14 protein-coding genes are annotated in these 18,798 nt (G+C 44.1%); 13 read left to right on the top strand and 1 reads right to left on the bottom strand.

What is annotated here, in order from left to right; genetic code table 11:
- Positions 1-53: 53 nt before the first annotated feature.
- The 3 genes from EO130_RS10410 to EO130_RS10400 are packed head-to-tail and all read left to right on the top strand — an operon-like array spanning position 54 to position 5,441.
- Complete coding sequence (locus tag EO130_RS10410) at positions 54-1,136, top strand: DUF3810 domain-containing protein (RefSeq protein WP_127141450.1); 1,083 nt, start codon at positions 54-56, stop codon at positions 1,134-1,136.
- Between the two features lie 50 nt (positions 1,137-1,186).
- Positions 1,187-4,132, top strand: coding sequence for an amidohydrolase family protein (locus tag EO130_RS10405; protein WP_127141449.1), 2,946 nt, complete (start codon positions 1,187-1,189; stop codon positions 4,130-4,132).
- A 10-nt stretch (positions 4,133-4,142) separates the two neighbouring features.
- A complete protein-coding gene (locus EO130_RS10400) occupies positions 4,143-5,441 on the top strand; it encodes an amidohydrolase family protein (RefSeq protein ID WP_127141448.1) in 1,299 nt (432 codons plus the stop codon).
- Between the two features lie 166 nt (positions 5,442-5,607).
- Here EO130_RS10400 and EO130_RS10395 read toward each other — a convergent pair whose 3' ends face one another.
- Entirely contained in the window at positions 5,608-6,411 is an 804-nt protein-coding gene (locus EO130_RS10395; RefSeq protein WP_127141447.1) for a DUF6503 family protein, read from the bottom strand.
- A 70-nt stretch (positions 6,412-6,481) separates the two neighbouring features.
- Here EO130_RS10395 and EO130_RS10390 point away from each other — a divergent pair, with 70 nt between their 5' ends.
- From EO130_RS10390 to EO130_RS10345, 10 genes are all read left to right on the top strand, one after another.
- On the top strand, positions 6,482-7,282 hold the full coding sequence (locus tag EO130_RS10390) for a TrmH family RNA methyltransferase (RefSeq protein ID WP_127141446.1): 801 nt from the start codon (positions 6,482-6,484) through the stop codon (positions 7,280-7,282).
- A 3-nt stretch (positions 7,283-7,285) separates the two neighbouring features.
- Positions 7,286-8,518, top strand: coding sequence for a M48 family metallopeptidase (locus EO130_RS10385; RefSeq protein ID WP_127141445.1), 1,233 nt, complete (start codon positions 7,286-7,288; stop codon positions 8,516-8,518).
- A 44-nt stretch (positions 8,519-8,562) separates the two neighbouring features.
- The gene (locus tag EO130_RS10380; protein ID WP_127141444.1) at positions 8,563-10,767 is read left to right on the top strand and encodes a RelA/SpoT family protein; all 2,205 of its coding nucleotides are present in this window, start codon (positions 8,563-8,565) and stop codon (positions 10,765-10,767) included.
- Positions 10,768-10,808: 41 nt separating this feature from the next.
- On the top strand, positions 10,809-11,264 hold the full coding sequence (locus EO130_RS10375; RefSeq protein WP_127141443.1) for a Fur family transcriptional regulator: 456 nt from the start codon (positions 10,809-10,811) through the stop codon (positions 11,262-11,264).
- Between the two features lie 12 nt (positions 11,265-11,276).
- Positions 11,277-12,545, top strand: coding sequence for an adenylosuccinate synthase (locus tag EO130_RS10370; protein WP_127141442.1), 1,269 nt, complete (start codon positions 11,277-11,279; stop codon positions 12,543-12,545).
- A 96-nt stretch (positions 12,546-12,641) separates the two neighbouring features.
- Positions 12,642-14,756, top strand: a complete 2,115-nt coding sequence (locus tag EO130_RS10365) for a glycoside hydrolase family 97 protein (protein ID WP_127141441.1) — start codon at positions 12,642-12,644, stop codon at positions 14,754-14,756.
- A gap of 81 nt (positions 14,757-14,837) precedes the next feature.
- Positions 14,838-15,317, top strand: a complete 480-nt coding sequence (locus EO130_RS10360; RefSeq protein WP_127141440.1) for a Dps family protein — start codon at positions 14,838-14,840, stop codon at positions 15,315-15,317.
- Positions 15,318-15,322: 5 nt separating this feature from the next.
- Positions 15,323-15,769 (top strand): DinB family protein, encoded by a 447-nt coding sequence (locus EO130_RS10355; RefSeq protein ID WP_127141439.1) that lies wholly within the window; start codon positions 15,323-15,325, stop codon positions 15,767-15,769.
- Between the two features lie 35 nt (positions 15,770-15,804).
- Positions 15,805-17,553, top strand: a complete 1,749-nt coding sequence (locus EO130_RS10350; protein WP_241244338.1) for an OstA-like protein — start codon at positions 15,805-15,807, stop codon at positions 17,551-17,553.
- 2 nt (positions 17,554-17,555) lie between these two features.
- A complete protein-coding gene (locus EO130_RS10345) occupies positions 17,556-18,752 on the top strand; it encodes an aspartate aminotransferase family protein (protein WP_127141437.1) in 1,197 nt (398 codons plus the stop codon).
- Positions 18,753-18,798: the final 46 nt, after the last annotated feature.

Genomic DNA, 18,798 nt, shown 5'->3' with positions numbered 1-18,798 from the left:
GTACTTTTCGTGCGGCTTTTTTAGTACCCTAACATTTTTGCCTTTCTTGTTCCATGCGACAAAAAACTAAGACCATCATCGCCATTGCCCTCCCCATTCAGGTCATATTGGTCCAGTGGATAGGTAGCTATCCACAGCTTGTTGAAGACTACTACAGCAATGGTCTTTACGTCTACATTTCAAGGTTCCTGAGGATTTTGTTCGGTTGGATTCCGTTTTCCTTTGGAGATATCATCTACACCATTTTGACCATCTTGGCTATCCGATTTATATATAAAAACTGGAGAACCATTATAAAAAAACCGCTGCTATTGCTTAAGGATATCATGGTGGTCTTTTCCATTGTGTTTTTCGCATTTCACATCCTATGGGGCATGAACTATCATCGCCAGCCCATTACCTGGAAACTGGGTATAGAGCGAGAATACACCATTGAAGAATTGGTAAGTTTTACACGGTTCATTGTAGCCCAAACAAATCAATACCAAGAGGAGCTTACTGGAGATACGATTTCGCCGGTGCACATCCCCTACACCAAAAAGGAAATCTTCGTCAAAACCAATGAGGCCTATCGTCACTTTGCAAAGCAATATCCCGATTTTACATATGACCATCTCAGTCTAAAATCGTCCATTTACAGCGTGCCGCTCACTTTTATGGGCTATGGCGGATACCTCAACCCCTTTACGAACGAGGCACAAGTGAACGGAGTTACGCCCAAGTTCAGGTTGCCCACAGTAAGTTGTCACGAAGTGGGACACCAAGTGGGCTACTCTGCTGAGGGAGCAACCAATTTTATTGGGTTTTTGGTAGCTTCGGATAGTGACGATTCATATTTTAAATATTCCGCTTACAACCATGCCTTGGGGTATTGTTTAACTGACCTGTTTTACAAAGATGAGGAACGGTACAATGAGATAGTGGCCACGATAAACATGGGGGTCAAGGAAAATTTTAATGAATTACGTGATTTTTGGAAAAAATATGAGAATCCGATGGAACCCTTATTTAAATCCGTGTTCAACACATTTTTAAAGGTGAACAACCAAAAAGAAGGCATCAAAAGTTACAATGGCGTCGTAGGGCTCATGATTAACCACCGAAAACAGCAGATGGGCCACCTTTCAAACTTGTAGAGTCCTTTAAGTTAGGTTATATTTAGTGCGACTAATTCAATTCAAACCTTATGAAAATTAAACTTTTAGCGCTGCTTTTCTTCATGGGCAGTGTTTCTTTGTTTGCACAGGATTACTTTCCGATAAATGACGGTGTCAAAGCAAAGAAAAACAACAATTACACGGCATTCACCAATGCCAAGATCTATGTAACCCCCACCCAGGTTATTGAAAAGGGTACTTTGCTCATTCAAAATGGGAAAGTGGTACAGGTTGGAAAATCCGTGACCATTCCCAAGAATGCGGTCGTAGAGGACCTAAGTGGAAAATCCATTTACCCATCGTTCATCGACATCTACTCGGGCTTTGGGGTAAAGGTTCCCGAAGAAGCAAGGGGAGGCGGCAGGTCCGCACAATACGAACCTTCAAGAGAGGGCTTTTACTGGAACGACCACATTATGCCAGAAAAAGACGCCATTAACAGCTTTTCATATGATGCCAAAGCAGCTGAAGAACTCAGAAAAGCCGGATTTGGTGCCATCAATGCCCATATTGAGGATGGTATCGCAAGAGGAACCGGATTATTGGTCGCATTGAACGACGAAGCATCCGAGGCACAGCGCATTCTTTCCGATAGGTCCGCACAATACTTTTCTTTTGAGAAAAGTAGGGCATCGCGTCAGTCCTATCCAAGTTCACTCATGGGTGCCATGGCCTTGATGCGCCAGGTGTATTACGATATGGATTGGTACAGCAAAGGCAATGTAGATACCAAGGACCGTTCCTTGGAAGCGTTGATTGCCAACCAAGGCCTTACTCAAATTTATGCCGCTGGCGACAATGGCAATGTGTTGCGTGCCGATAAAATCGGCGACCTCTTCGGTATTCAGTATACCATTTTGGCCGGGGGCGATGAATATGAGCGCATAGATGACATTAAAGCAACCAATGCAAAATTGATCTTGCCACTCAATTTCCCAGATGCTTTTGATGTATCGAATCCTTACGAAGCAAAATACATTGCTTTAAAAGATATGAGACATTGGAATTTGGCACCATCGAACCCAAAGGTGTTGGCAGACAATGGTGTGGAATTTTCCATTACCCTCCACGGTCTTAAATCGCCAAAGGATTTGAAAGAAAAAATCATGAAAACCATCACTTACGGACTTTCCAAAACCAAAGCTTTGGAAGCGTTGACTACGGTTCCAGCGCAAATTTTGGGGAAATCCAACGAAATAGGCTCATTGCAGGCAGGAAGCCAGGCTAACTTTTTGATTACTTCAGGCGACATCTTTGACAAAGGGACCACCCTTTATGAAAACTGGGTGCAGGGCACAAAAAATATCGTAGAGAGCATGGACGTTATCGACATTCGCGGTGATTATGAACTCGCTGTCAACGGTACCACCTATAAAGTTTCCTTGACCGGCGACGCCGGTAAGCCAAAGGTTGAAATCAAAAAAGGAGAAACCACTGTAGATTCCAAAATCAATTATTCAGCAGATTGGTTGAACATCTCCTTTAGCGAGGACTATGTGGGCTCTTACCGAATGGTGGCCCAGGTAATGCCAAATACCAAAACAATCAAAGGAAATGTAGTGCTCCCCAATGGAGATGAAACATCGGCAACCTTGACCCAAACTGCTGCTTTTGAGGAGAAGGCCAAGGACGAAAAAGGGGCTGAAAAGCCAGAGCTTATCGCATTGACCTATCCTAATGTGGGCTATGGCTACAAGACCAAGCCTAAGCAAGAGGACATGCTTTTCAAAAATGCGACGGTTTGGACAGGTGAAAGCATCTTGGAAAACACCGATGTACTCATCAAAAAAGGCAAGATTGCCAAAGTAGGCAAAGATCTTCGCGCTGGTGGCGCCACTGTTGTTGACGCTACAGGAAAGCACCTAACCGCAGGAATTATTGACGAGCATACGCATATCGCGGCCCTTTCTATCAACGAGGGAGGTCAAAATTCATCGGCAGAAGTGCATATGGAAGATGTGGTAGACCCCAAGGACATGGATATTTATCGCAACTTGGCTGGTGGTGTAACCACAGCCCAATTGTTGCACGGTTCCGCTAATCCCATTGGAGGGCAATCAGCCATTTTACGATTTAAGTGGGGCGAAAATGCCGAAGGATTGATTTTTGAAAACTCACCCAAGTTTATCAAGTTTGCCTTGGGCGAAAACGTAAAACAATCCAACTGGGGAAGTTACTCCCGTTTTCCACAGACCAGAATGGGCGTGGAGCAAGTTTACACGGATTATTTCCAACGCGCCAAAGAATACGATGACCTGAAAAAGAGTGGACAACCGTATCGATATGATGAGGAAATGGAAACCTTAGCGGAAATTTTGAATGGGGAACGTTTCATTTCTTGTCACTCCTACGTACAAAGCGAAATCAATATGATGATGAAGGTGGCGGAAAAGTTTGGTTTCCGTGTAAACACCTTTACCCACATCTTGGAAGGCTACAAAGTAGCGGATAAAATGGCCGAACACGGCGTTGGAGGGGGAACCTTTAGCGACTGGTGGGCATATAAATACGAGGTAAACGACGCAATTCCATACAACGCGGCCATCATGACAAGTCAAGGGGTGACCGTGGCCATCAACAGTGATGACGCCGAGATGTCACGAAGACTCAACCAAGAAGCTGCCAAAACAGTTAAATACGGAGGGATGTCAGAGATTGAAGCTTGGAAAACAGTCACTTTAAACCCAGCCAAATTGTTGCATTTGGATGACCGTGTAGGTAGCATCGAAGAAGGCAAGGATGCCGATGTGGTGCTTTGGACGGACCACCCCCTATCCATTTATGCCAAAGCTGAAAAAACCTTGGTGGAAGGAGCGGTTTATTTTGATTTGGAAATGGATAAAATGATGAGGGAATCTGTTAAAAAAGAGCGCAACAAACTGATTGGAATGATGCTGAACGAGAACAAAAAGGGAGGTGAGTCCCGAACTCCGGTTCAGAGCAAGAAAGAACGATTTGAATGTGACACCCTTTAAAAAGTAAGACATGAAAAAAATAATTTTAATCATAACATTAATTTTTGGGGTTTCACTGAACGCACAGCAGACCCCTGCCCCTCCACAATCCGAGCAAATTGCCATCATAGGGGCCACAGCTCACATTGGTAATGGAGAGGTAATCGAAAACTGCACCATCATTTTTAATGATGGAAAAATTACGGCCATTGGTGCAGGTTTAATGGCCCCTACCGAGGGCACCACCATCAATGCCCAAGGCAAACACGTATATCCAGGGTTTATCGCACCATCCAAATCATTGGGATTGGTGGAGGTAGATGCTGTAAGGGCGAGTGACGATCAGGACGAAATCGGGGAAATGATTCCCCATGTTCGTAGTTTGATCGCCTACAATGCCGAATCCAAAGTAGTGGAAAGCATGCGCCCCAATGGTGTTCTCATTGGACAAATCACTCCTCAGGGCGGTACCATTTCGGGAACCTCCAGCATTGTACAGTTCGATGCTTGGAACTGGGAAGATGCGGCTCTAAAAACGGATGATGGTATCCACATGAACTGGCCCAATTTCTTCCGAAGAGGTCGTTGGTGGGCCGGTGAGGAAAGAGGATTTATTCCGAATAAAGAGTATGCCAAGGAAATGGATGACATCAAAATGTTTTTCCAGAATTCCATCGCTTATGGAAAAACTGGGGCAGGTGACAAAAACTTACCTTTTGCGGCCATGCAAGGACTTTTTGATGGGTCCCAACGGCTATACATCCATGCCGATGGCGAAAAGGAAATAACCGATGCTGTTACCTTTGCGAAAAACATGGGAGTGAAACATCCCGTTATCGTGGGAGGATACCGTGCCAATAAAATTGTCGGATTCCTAAAGGAACACAACATTCCCGTATTGGTAAATGTGACCCATTCCCTACCTGAGTTCGATGATGACGATTACGATTTGACCTATAAATTGCCTAAAATTCTGGTAGATGCTGGATTATTGGTTGCCATTCAGAACGAGGGTATGGCCAATTTCCAGACCCGAAATATGGCATTTTATGCAGGACAGACCGTAGCACAAGGATTGGATACGGAAACTGCCTTACAATTGATTACGGGCAATACTGCGAAAATTTTGGGTATTGACGATATGTACGGAACTTTGGAAGAAGGGAAAAGTGCCACCTTGTTCATCTCCGAAGGAGATGCTTTGGATATGCGCACCAACAAACTCTCCAAAGCGTACATAGATGGGAGGGATATTTCGTTGGAAACCCACCAAACCGAGCTTTGGAAACGGTATATGGGAAAATATGAAAGACAACAAGAAGGCCAATAGGTCTCGAAAATAGAAGAGAGGCTGTCTGAAAAGTATTGAAACACGTCATTCTGAATTCATTTCAGAATCTCACCATACTGATAAGCAAATCATTATGAGAACCTGAAACAAGTTCAGGTTGACAAAAACTGACTTTTTAGATAGCCTTTGTTTTTCATGTTCCCTTTTAATTCATTTGGATGGTTACATACTCCCCTGTTTCAGGCTTGGCATAAAATCCATCCGGCTTGGGGCTTCCATTGACTAGAACCTCATCAAAGGTAATAGAGCTAACCGGGTCTAAAATAGTTCTTCCTTCATACTTGTGCCATGTAATGGTTTTTGGAAGTATCAGCCCATTAACTTCTTGCCAATCAGCATAATTAATCCATTTTACATTATCCGAACTTTCCCCGGAACGGTAGGTCACCGTATATCCCAACCATGCCATTTGATGGGTTTCTGGGTCAAAATGGATAAAATACTCGTCTTTGGACGAAGCCCCTACCCCAGACTCGTAGGCAATTTGAATCCCTGGGTATTTTTTTCCATCGTATTCCAAATCGGGCGTGGCGGAATACACGATTCCATCATCAGCCAACACAAAGGGCATGGCATAAAAGTAGAACATCAAATTATGGTAAAAGCCTACATCGCCCTCATACTTTCCGCTATCGTTCATTAACCAAGCCTGTTCCCCATCAAAACCCATTGAAAATTGTTCGGTATCGATTCTGTCCTTTCTGGACCAAAGATCAATGGTATGGGTTTCGGACAAATTTGGTTTGGGAATCACAAAGGACAATGTGCGCTGCGTTTTCCACTGTTCCAACCCTCCATGGGCCTCAAAAACTTGGGTCAAAGCATCGGGATAAATCGTTTCGCCTTTTACACTTTCCTGAGGAACAGAACCCTCTTTTTTATCGGTTTCCGGATTTTGTTTACAGGCAACGACACCCAATAACAGCAATAGAAAGGTCAATTTATTCATGGTTTAAATTTAGCCAGTTGGTCGAAAACCCCTTTTATTAATTACAGGAATAGCTATTTTTACGAAGCCTATGGAAGCCAAAGTAATCAGTAGTGCCCAAAATCCGTTGATAAAAAAAATCCTGCTGCTCAAGGAGAAATCCCGCGAACGTAGGAAGAGTGGGCTTTTTGTTGTGGAAGGTCAGCGCGAAATTGAATTGGCGCAAAAAGGAAAGTACCGATTGCAAACCCTTATTTTTTGTCCAGAGATTATGGGTACCATTTCCATTGAAGCATTCACTACCGGAGCAAATCCTGAAATGGTACAAGTTTCCGAAAGCGTTTACGACAAAATCGCGCACCGTGGTACTACCGAGGGTATTATTGCCATCATGGAATCCAAAAATCATGGGTTGGAGCACATTTCCTTTTCCAACACATCACCTTTGGTGTTGGTTGCCGAAGCTCCTGAAAAGCCTGGCAATATTGGTGCCTTGTTGCGCACTGCCGATGCGGCGGCCGTTGATGCCGTTTTGATTGCAAATCCCAAATCCGACCTATATAGTCCGAACATTATCCGTTCCAGCGTGGGTTGTCTTTTCACCAACCAAATTGGCGTAGGAACTACGGACGAGATCATTTCATTTTTACAAACCAACCAAATCAAAATTTACTGTGCTGCCTTAACCGCTTCCAAAAATTATGTGGATTGTGATTTTAAAGCTGCTTCTGCCCTCGTAATGGGTACAGAAGCTACTGGATTGACAGAAAAATGGCTTCAAAATTCCGACCAAAACATCATTATACCGATGCAGGGAGAAATAGACTCCATGAATGTTTCGGTATCCGCTGCAATACTTATATTTGAGGCGAAGCGCCAGCGCGGATTTTAAGCTATGGAAAAAAACTTGCTCTTTTATGTCATCCTGGCCATCCTAGTGGTCCAATACCTGGCTCACCAATATTTGGAGTACCTGAACGCCAAGCGTTTCAAATCGACCGTACCCCCAGAACTTGCCGATGTTTTTGACGAGGCAGAGTATAAAAAATCCCAGCAATACAAACGGACCAATTATAAGTTTGGAGTGATTTCGGATGGCTTTTCCTTGGTCCTTACCCTATGTTTTCTTGTTTTTGGCGGTTTTGAGTTGGTAGACCAACTTACACGTTCCTTCACCGAAGAACCTATCCCAATGGCATTGATCTTCTTCGGAATCATTATGCTGGGGAGTGCTATTTTGGGATTGCCCTTTTCCTACTACCGAACTTTTGTGATTGAGGAGCAGTATGGATTCAACAAGACCAGTACATCCACCTTTTTCTCTGACAAGATAAAAGGGGGTATACTCACTATCCTTTTGGGAGGGGGTATTTTGACATTATTTATGTTGTTTTATCAATCCACAGGACCCTATTTTTGGATCTATGCGTGGGTTGCCGTCGGTATTTTCATCTTGTTCATCAACTTATTCTACAGTCGATTGATCGTTCCTTTGTTTAACAAGCAAACGCCCTTGGAGGACGGAAGTCTTAAAAGCTCCATCGAAAATTACGCCCAAAAAGTGGGTTTTGAGCTTCAAAATATTTTTGTGATCGATGGTTCCAAGCGTTCCACCAAAGCGAATGCCTACTTTTCCGGTTTTGGAAAAGAAAAACGCATCACCTTGTTCGATACCTTGATCCAAGATCTGAACGAGGATGAAATCGTTGCAGTTTTGGCACACGAGGTCGGACATTACAAACGCAATCACATCATTGTCAACTTGATAGTATCCTTATTGACAACCGGCCTAACCCTTTATATCCTTTCGTTGTTCATTAACCATCCCGAAATCTCGTTGGCTATAGGGGTATCCACACCAAGCTTTCATGCAGCTTTAGTAGGATTCGCATTGTTGTACAGTCCCATATCGGAGCTCACGGGACTGCTCATGAACTATGTATCGAGAAAATTTGAATTTCAGGCCGATGATTTTGCCAAGACTACCTTTGCTTCCCAACCGCTGGTCTCTTCCCTAAAAAAGTTGTCCAAAAAGAGCTTGAGCAACCTTACACCCCACCCCGCATATGTTTTTGTGCATTACTCCCATCCGCCCTTAGTGGAGCGCATCCGAAACCTTAAGGCATAGATTTTGTTGGTTAGATAATAAGATTGTAGTAAATTTAATATACTATGACAGAGGCTGCTATTGAAAAAGAGAACAAGGAGATTGCGAAGCAGTACAAAGAATTGCTTCGCATAAGCTACCAGACGTTGACGGATGAGGACAAGAAGTTGATTCGGTCTGCATTTGATGTGGCCGTTGATGCCCACAAGGACCAGAGACGCAAATCTGGCGAAGCCTATATTTTCCATCCCATTGCCGTTGCCAAGATCGTGGCTTCGGAAATAGGCTTGGATGCGGTCTCCATTGCATCTGCCCTACTGCACGATGTGGTGGAGGACACCGCCTACACCCTGGCCGATATTGAGCGGATGTTTGGGGAAACCGTAGCCCGGATAGTGGACGGACTCACCAAAATTGCCCACCTTAAGAAGGATAAGGACATCAGTCAGCAAGCAGAGAACTTTAGGAAAATGCTGCTCACCCTTCATGATGATGTACGGGTCATCATCATCAAGATAGCCGACCGTTACCATAACATGCTCACCATGGACTCCATGCCAGAGCACAAACAGGTAAAAATCGCCTCGGAAACCCTGTACATTTATGCCCCGCTCGCCCACCGTATCGGCCTGTATAACATCAAAACCCATCTGGAAGACCTCTCTCTCAAATATACGGAGCCAGAAGTCTACCATGATATCTATGCCAAAATAGAGGATACGGAAGAGGAAAGCTTGGCCTATATCGAGGATTTTTCCAATGTGATCCGAACCTCTTTGGACCGGGAAGGTCTTAACTACGACATTAAGGGTCGAATGAAGTCCATTTTCTCCATCAGACGGAAAATGAAGGCCCAAAACGTCACTTTTGACGAAGTGTACGATAAGTTTGCTATCCGAATCATCTATAAATCCGACCGAAAGAACGAGAAATTCCTTGCTTGGAAGATTTACTCCATTGTTACGGACCACTTTACCCCCAACCCCATTCGTTTACGCGATTGGATCACTTCGCCCAAATCTACAGGTTATGAAGCGCTCCATATCACCGTAATGGGCCCTAAGGGAAAATGGGTAGAGGTACAGATACGAAGCGAGCGCATGCACGAAATCGCAGAAAAAGGCTATGCCGCCCACTTTAAGTACAAGCATGGCAACCAAAAGGAACAAGGTATTGAGGAATGGTTGAACAAACTCCAAGAAGCCTTGGAAACTGCCAATGGCAATGCCGTAGATTTTGTGGAGGAATTCAAATTGAACCTGTACGCGAAAGAAATATTCGTGTTCACGCCCAAAGGGGACTTAAAATCCATGCCAAAAGGGGCAACCGCCCTCGATTTTGCCTTTAATATCCACACGGAAATAGGCATGAAAACGCGAGGAGCCAAAGTCAACGGAAAATTGGTGCCACTGGGAACAAAACTTAGAAGTGGCGACCAAGTGGAGATCATAACCTCCGATAGCGCCAAACCTACGCAAAGTTGGTTGGATTACGCAGAAACAGCGAGGGCACGATCCAAGATCAAATCGTCGCTGAGCGAGGAGAAAAAAGAGGTTGCCGAAGAAGGCAAGGAAATACTGCGGCGCAAACTCAAGGCACAAAAAATCAACCTGAACGAGGACACGGTCAATAAATTGGTGACCTTTTTCAAATTAAAGACCAGTTTGGACCTGTTCTACCGCGTAGGTATCGGTGTCATCGACAATGAAAAATTGAAGGATTTTGCCTCTTCCTATCACAATGCGTTCATCAATTTCTTTAAAAACAGGATTCGAAAGACCCCTGTGCCCAAAGACGTGGACAAGAACGAAATCACTACCAAATATGACCTGCTCGTTTTTGGTAAGGAAGAAGAAAGGCTCAACTATAAACTGGCCCAATGCTGTAATCCTATTCCAGGCGATGATGTATTTGGTTTTGTAAGCGTAACCGACGGTATCAAGGTGCATAAAAAGAATTGTCCCAATGCCATTTCCCTGCAATCGAACTACGCCTACCGTATTATCAGCGCCAAGTGGATAGATTCATCGCAAGAAGAGTTCTCGGTAGATATTAAGCTCACGGGTATCGACAATATGGGATTGGTAAAAGATATCACCAAAATCATTTCCGAAAACATGCACGTAAATATGCGGAACCTTAACTTTAGCGCGGACGGCGGCACTTTTAAAGGAAAAATCACTTTGGTGGTGAAAAATAACAATATCCTTAAAAAATTGATGAACAATTTAAAGCAGGTCGAAGGAATCGATAAAGTAACCAGAATTTAATTTTTAACTGTACCTTTGTGCTTTAGCATAGGTAGAAAGCCATGGGAAACAATAAAAATCAGGAAATTGTAAAAAACGTGTTCACGTCCTATCTTGAGGAAAAAGGACACCGCAAGACCCCTGAACGCTACGCTATTTTACAGGAAATATACGATAGTGAAGACCATTTTGATGTGGAATCCCTTTACATCAAGATGAAAACCAAAAACTATCGTGTGAGCCGCGCTACGCTCTACAATACCATCGAACTTTTATTGGAGAGCAAATTGGTTCGCAAACATCAATTTGGCAAAAATCAGGCGCAATACGAAAAATCCTATTTTGATCGCCAGCATGATCATGTCATCCTTACAGATACGGGCGAGGTGGTTGAATTTTGCGATCCTCGCATCCAATCCATCAAAAAAACTATCGAAGAGGTGTTTGACATAAAGATCAACAACCACTCATTATACTTCTACGGAACTCGAAACAAAGAAAAAAACCTAACTGAATAACCCGAACATTACATGGTAGATTTATTGCTTGGACTCCAATGGGGAGACGAAGGAAAAGGAAAAATTGTTGATGTACTGACCAAGGAATACGATATTATCGCCAGATTTCAAGGAGGACCTAACGCAGGCCACACACTGGAATTCGATGGCATAAAACATGTTTTACATACCATTCCCTCTGGAATATTTCATAAAAACGCCATCAATGTCGTCGGGAACGGAGTTGTAATCGACCCCGTTATCTTCAAAAAAGAATTGGACAATCTGGAAAAGTTCAATATCGATATTGAGTCCAAGTTGTTGATTTCTCGTAAGGCGCATTTAATCCTGCCTACGCACCGCTTGTTGGATGCCGCATCCGAAGCCTCCAAGGGAAAGGCCAAAATAGGATCTACCCTAAAAGGAATTGGCCCAACTTATATGGACAAGACCGGCCGTAACGGCATGCGTGTGGGGGATTTGGAATTTGACGATTGGAAGACAAAATACCGTGCCCTGGCCAATAAGCATGAAGCCATGATCGATTTTTACGATGTGGATATTGAATACAATTTGGAAGAATTGGAGGCCGAGTTCTGCGAAGGGGTAGAAACATTGAAAAAACTCACCTTCATCGATAGTGAGGAATATATCTTCAAAGCACAAGCCGAAGGCAAAAAAATCTTGGCCGAAGGCGCCCAAGGGTCCCTCTTGGATATCGACTTCGGAACCTACCCTTATGTAACCTCCTCCAATACAACGGCAGCTGGAGCTTGCACCGGATTGGGCGTAGCACCGAACAACATAAAGCGGGTCTTGGGAATTTTCAAGGCATATACCACGCGTGTGGGCAGCGGACCTTTCCCTACAGAACTTTTTGATGAGGATGGAGCTACCATGGCCAAAGTGGGCAATGAGTTTGGAGCTACCACAGGAAGGCCACGCCGCTGCGGCTGGTTGGATTTGGTCGCACTAAAATATGCCGTTCAAATTAATGGAGTTACCGAGCTGATGATGATGAAAGCCGATGTACTCAGCGGTTTTGAAACCATTAAAGTGTGTACTGCTTACAAGTACAAAGGGGAAGAAATCCAACATTTGCCCTACAACATTGAGGAGGAATACGTAACACCCATCTACAAGGAAATGAAAGGATGGTCCCAAGATTTGACCAAAATGTCAAAATCAGAGGACTTGCCCGCCAATTTGAACGACTACATCGCCTTTTTGGAGGAACAATTGAACGTGCCGATTAAAATTGTATCCGTAGGTCCGGATAGACTCCAGACCATCCATAGGTAACCCTCGGTTTTTTGTTCATTTTTCAGTATCTTTTTCGTCCGATTGAATTCGGGATATAATCCCTTTTCACCCATCGAATTGAAAAAAATCTGTACCATGAACAAAATTTATACTCTTCTGCTCCTGATAGGACTAATGGTTTCGTGCACAAAAAAACCTGCCGCGTTGACCGTAACGTCACCTAGTAGCACCAACACCATCGATTTTCATCTTTCAGAAGATGGAACACCCTACTATTTGGTACGTCATGATGATAAAACGGTTATCGATTCCTCCGCCATGGGTTTCGATTTTAAAGATCAAAGCCCCTTAAAATCAGGATTAAACCTGGTCAGCTCCACTGAAAATACCGTCGATGAAACCTGGGAAATGCCTTGGGGCGAACAGAAAGAGGTGGTGAATCAATATAATGAATTGGTCATCACCTTGGAAGAATCCGAAGCCCCCAACCGCCAATTCAATATCTATTTTAGAGCTTATGACGACGGAATTGGATTTCGGTACGAGTTTCTTCCTCAACAAGATAGAGACAGTATCATCATCATGGACGAAAACACCCAATTCCAACTAACCGAGGACTATACCACTTGGTGGATTCCTGGTGACTGGGATATTTACGAACACCTGTACAATACTACCAAAGTTTCTGAGATCGATGCCCTATCCAAAAGAAACAATGCCGACCTTGCCGCAACCTATATTCCTGAAAATGCAGTGAACACCCCCATAACCATGCGAGGCGAAGATGGGCTGCACCTAAGTTTTCACGAAGCCAACCTAACGGATTATGCCGGAATGACGTTGAAAGTGGATACGGAATCTTTACTATTGACCAGTGAGTTGGTGGGTTCCGACCGATCGGGGTACAAAGTGAAGCGGGAACTTCCCTTTAAAACACCATGGCGAAGCATTCAGATAGCGGACAAGGCCAGTGAACTTATCGAATCCAAATTAATTGTCAACTTGAACGAACCCAACAAACTTGGGGATGTAAGTTGGTTCGAACCTAAAAAGTATGTTGGGATTTGGTGGGAAATGCATGTGGGCCAATCTACTTGGGACTATGCCGGTTCGCAGGATATGAACACCTTTACCCAAGATTTAAAACCTACCGGAAAGCACGGGGCAACCACTGAAAATACCAAAAGATACATCGATTTTGCCGCCAAAAACAACATCAAAGGCGTGTTGGTCGAAGGCTGGAACACCGGATGGGAACATTGGATAGGTTTCGAGGACCGTGAAGGCGTTTTTGATTTTGTGACCCCCTACCCCGATTACGACTTGGATGAATTGAACCGCTACGCCAAGGAAAAAGGGGTGGAAATCATCATGCACCATGAGACCTCAGCTGCTCCAAGGACTTACGAGCAACAATTGGATACAGCTTTCCAACTGATGAAGAAATATGATATGAGCTCGGTCAAGACGGGGTATGTGGGAGAAATTATTCCCAAAGGAGAATACCACCATGGCCAGTGGATGGTGAACCATTACCGAAAAGTGCTGGAAACAGCAGCTGGGTACAAGATAGCCATCAACGCCCATGAACCCATCAAAGCTACAGGAATCCGAAGAACCTATCCCAATGCCATTGCCAGGGAAGGGCTTCGCGGTCAGGAATTCAATGCGTGGTCGGCCGATGGCGGGAATCCACCAGAGCATTTACCCATTGTCGCCTTCACACGAATGTTGGCAGGCCCCATAGATTTTACACCTGGTGTTTTTGATATTGAAATTCCCGGTAAGGAAAATAATCGGGTGAGTACCACAATAGCCCAGCAGTTGGCTCTTTATGTAGTCATTTACAGTCCAATCCAAATGGCCTGCGATCTCCCTGAAAACTATGAGAATCAGCCCGCTTTCCAGTTTATTCGGGATGTAGGTGTGGATTGGGACGAGACCCATGTGCTCAACGGGGAAGTGGGCGATTACGTGACCATTGCCCGAAAGGAACGAAACACGGGAAACTGGTTTGTTGGCGGCATCACCGATGAAAATGCCAGAGAGGTAACCATCGACTTTGATTTTCTTGAAGATGGCACAACCTACCAGGCCATCCTTTATAAAGATGCAGCAGATGCTCATTTCAGAAATAATCCAACGGCCATTTCCATTGAGGATGTTGACATTAGCAAAGGGACCTCATTGACCATTCCAATGGCTGAAGGTGGTGGTTTTGCCATCAGTTTGATGAAAAGAAATGATTGATGCCCTATTCTTATGTGACCAGGGTCACTGTACCGTTGAAAGAACCTCGCTATTTTTGAGTAAAATCAAAATTAGTAAGACATGACACATCATCTCAACAGAATTGGACTGGACAAACAGGCATCCGGTGAACTAGCGCAGAAGCTTAATGAACTTTTGGCGAACTACCAATTATTTTACATGAATGCCCGCGGTTTCCATTGGAATATTAAGGGTGAAAAGTTTTTTGAGCTTCATCTAAAGTTTGAAGAACTCTACAACGATTCATTGATCAAGATTGATGAAATTGCAGAGCGGATTCTGACCTTGGGCTTTACCCCTTTACATAGTTATGCCGATTATTCAGCGTTATCCAAGATTAAAGCTGCAAAGAACGTATCAAATGGCAAGGAAGCTGTCCAGGCCATTCTAAATGGCTACGAAGTGCTATTGCCCTTGGAAAGGGAGCTTTTGGAAATGTCGGGAGATTCAAACGATGAGGGCACCAATGCGCTGATGAGCGATTACATTCGTGAGCAGGAAAAATTAATTTGGATGTACTCTGCTTACTTAAACCAATAATTTATATGACCAAACACCTTCTTAAGGATTTATTGGAACAAAACCAGAAAACCTGCAGTTTTACGTTCAAGGAAATCACCCAAAACAACAGTTCCTTAAAATTGAACGAGGATACCGCTTCAGTAGGTTTCATGTATCGCCATATAGGTGAAATCATGCACTTGATCAGTCAGTTTTTTGGCATCCCCACCACGGTTCAGAATACCACCATGGGTGAAAAGGATACGGGCAAGGTCTATCAATGGGAAGAAAGCAAGAAATTGGTGGAAGAAGGATATCAATTACTGGAAAATCTTATCGAAAACCTATCTGAAAAGGAGTGGACGGAAACCATTGACACTCCATTTTTCGGATCTATTTCGAGAGTCAAGTTGTTTGGACACATCCTATATCACAATAGTTATCATTGCGGACAGATTACGCTCACCCTCAAAAGGGGAAGCTACCTGTAAGCCTAGGGGGTGCAATTGCCAAAGCTTTCTAAAGGATGTATGCCACTTCCGGTAAAAATCCTACTTTTGGGCAAAATTCATTGAATTTGAAAAGCATTTCATTTTTCATTTTGTTTTTTGCTGTTATCTGTTTGTCGGCCCAAAAGCAACAGCCCGAAGGCGGAAGACAAATCAACATTGTTTACGGGGCCAACTTCACCAAGGATGAGGCCCAATTCCCTGGTGCTTCCATTTTTAGCAAGGACGATGAAAGACAGGTGCAGTTTGAACATCAAGGTGCCGATCTTTGGTGCGATATTGCCATTTTTTATGCGGAGGAAAACCGTTTAAAAGCCATTGGAAACATCCGCCTGCAACAGGGGGATTCCATTGAAATGAACAGTGGGAAGATGGACTATGATGGGAACACCAAACTAGCCAAAGCTTGGGAAAAGGTAGACCTTACGAACGGACAAATGCGTTTGACCACCGACACCCTTTATTTTAATAGGGAAAAACAAGAGGCCTACTATAATTCGGGCGGTAAGGTAGTGGACTCGGCCAACGTCCTGACCAGTAAAGTGGGTACCTATTTTATGACCCCGAAAAAATATCAATTCCAGCGCAATGTACATATCGATAATCCTGACTACATCATCGATTCCGAACAGCTGGATTATTACACCACCTCAAAAAACGCTTATATGTACGGTCCGTCCACAATCACGGGAGAGGAGTACAAGATTTATTGCGAGCGCGGTTTCTATGATACCAAGATAGAGCAAGGCTATGGCATCAAAAATACCCGTATTGATTATGACAATAAAATAATCGAAGGGGACAGTCTTTACTTTGATAAGGTGACAGAGTTTGCCTCGGCCACCAACAATATCCAGATTACGGACACCATCAACAATGGAGTGATCAGGGCGCACTATGCCGAAGTGCACAAAGCCAAAGATTCCGTTTTTGCCACCAAGAGAGCAGTTTCCATCAGTCTGGTGGAGAAGGATTCCCTGTACATGCATGGCGACACCTTGATGGTGACAGGAAAAGAAGAAGAACGCATACTCAGGGCATTTAGAAATGCCAAATTCTACAAAACAGATTTGAGCGGTAAATGCGATTCCATCCATTTTGAGGAAAAAACGGGAATCACCCAATTGATCACCGACCCCATTTTATGGAACGTGGACAATCAAATTACGGGCGATAGCATTCACCTGATATCCGATTTGGAAACGGATAAACTGGATTCCCTTAAAGTGATAGAAAATGCCTTCATTATTTCGTTGGACACGATTAGCAGAACTGGATACAATCAAGCCAAGGGCAAAAGTCTTTTTGGAAAGTTCATCGAAAACGAACTGAAAATCATTGATTTGGTCCAAAATACCGAGGTTATTTACTACGTCTACAACGACGATGAGGAACTTGTGGGCATCGACAAAACCATTTGTAGCAAAATCAGGCTGCTGATGGCCAATAACGATATTGAGGACATTACCTTCTTTGTGAATCCCGATGGTGATATTTTCCCAGAGACCGATTTACCCGTGGAAAGTCGGAAACTGAAAGGCTTCGTATGGCGTGGTGATGAACGGATCATGTCCAAAGAAGAAATTTTTGATGAAGACGACAACAGCATTGAATTGGTCAAAATTCGTGGTATAGACAACCCGATAGATATTGATGCCGAGGAAAACGAGCGGCAAAACAATACGAACGACCCTATAAACGCACCTAATACCAAGGCGACAAAGCCAAAGAAACCGGTGCTCAAAAAGAAGGCACAGACCCGGTAGCCATGTCGAAAAACGATTTTTTCACATACCAAGCCCAAACCACACCACACCCACTGGCCTTGGAAGTTTCCCATGCCAAGGGAAGCTACATTTATGACAAGGCCGGCAATGCCCATTTGGATTTTGTGGCAGGCGTATCGGCCTGTAGTTTGGGACATGGGCACCCAAGGGTGGTAGAAGCCATCAAGGCACAGGTGGACCAATATATGCACGTTATGGTCTATGGGGAGTATGTACAGGAGCCTGCCGTGGAATATACCAAGCTGTTGGCCTCACACCTTCCCCAAAAATTGAGCACCACCTATTTGGTCAATTCAGGAACAGAAGCCATGGAAGGAGCCCTAAAATTGGCCCGAAGACATACAGGCCGCTCCCAAATTATTGCCGCCAAGAACGCGTATCACGGCAACACCATGGGAAGTTTGAGTTTGATGACCTACGAAGAGCGCAAAAGTGCTTTCCGCCCCTTGATTCCCGATGTGGGTTTTATTGAATTCAATTCGGAAGAAGATTTGGAGCGAATAACTGAACGTACTGCCGCAGTGGTACTGGAAACCATTCAAGGAGGGGCTGGATTTATTGTGCCCCAAAATGGCTATTTGGAGAACGTAAGGAAACGCTGTGACGAAGTCGGTGCCCTGTTGATATTGGATGAAATACAACCCGGATTTGGACGTACGGGCAAGCTATTCGCTTTTGAACACTTTAACTGTGTTCCCGATATTATGGTCATCGGAAAGGGAATGGCCTCAGGTTTGCCAGTCGGCGCTTTTGTGGCTTCGCACGAATTGATGAGCGATCTGATGGACAATCCAAAACTAGGGCACATCACCACATTTGGGGGAAATCCGGTCATAGCCGCGGCAAGCTTGGCCACTTTAAAAGAAATCACCGAAACGGACCTAATGGCACAGACTTTGGAAAAGGAAAAACTGTTCCGAAGACGATTACAACACCCATTAATAGAAGAAGTTAGAGGAAAAGGGTTGATGCTGGCACCCATCATGAAAAACAAGGAAATAGCCAATTATGTAGTGCTGGAAGCCGCAAAAAAAGGACTTATATTATTCTGGTTGCTGTTTGAGCAGCGAGCGGTTCGAATATCCCCACCACTCACCATTTCCATGAAAGAAATTGAGCAAGGTTGCGACTTAATCATTAGTATTTTAAACGACTGCCCAACCCCTACTGTTAACTAATTTGTTGATAACATACCCTAAAAATGGACTTTAAGAGCAACCCAAA

The sequence above is a fragment of the Flagellimonas marinaquae genome, from assembly GCF_003992675.1.
Classification (GTDB): domain Bacteria; phylum Bacteroidota; class Bacteroidia; order Flavobacteriales; family Flavobacteriaceae; genus Flagellimonas; species Flagellimonas marinaquae.
Note: the sequence above shows the minus strand (reverse complement) of the source record. Positions and strands in the feature narration are given on the sequence as shown.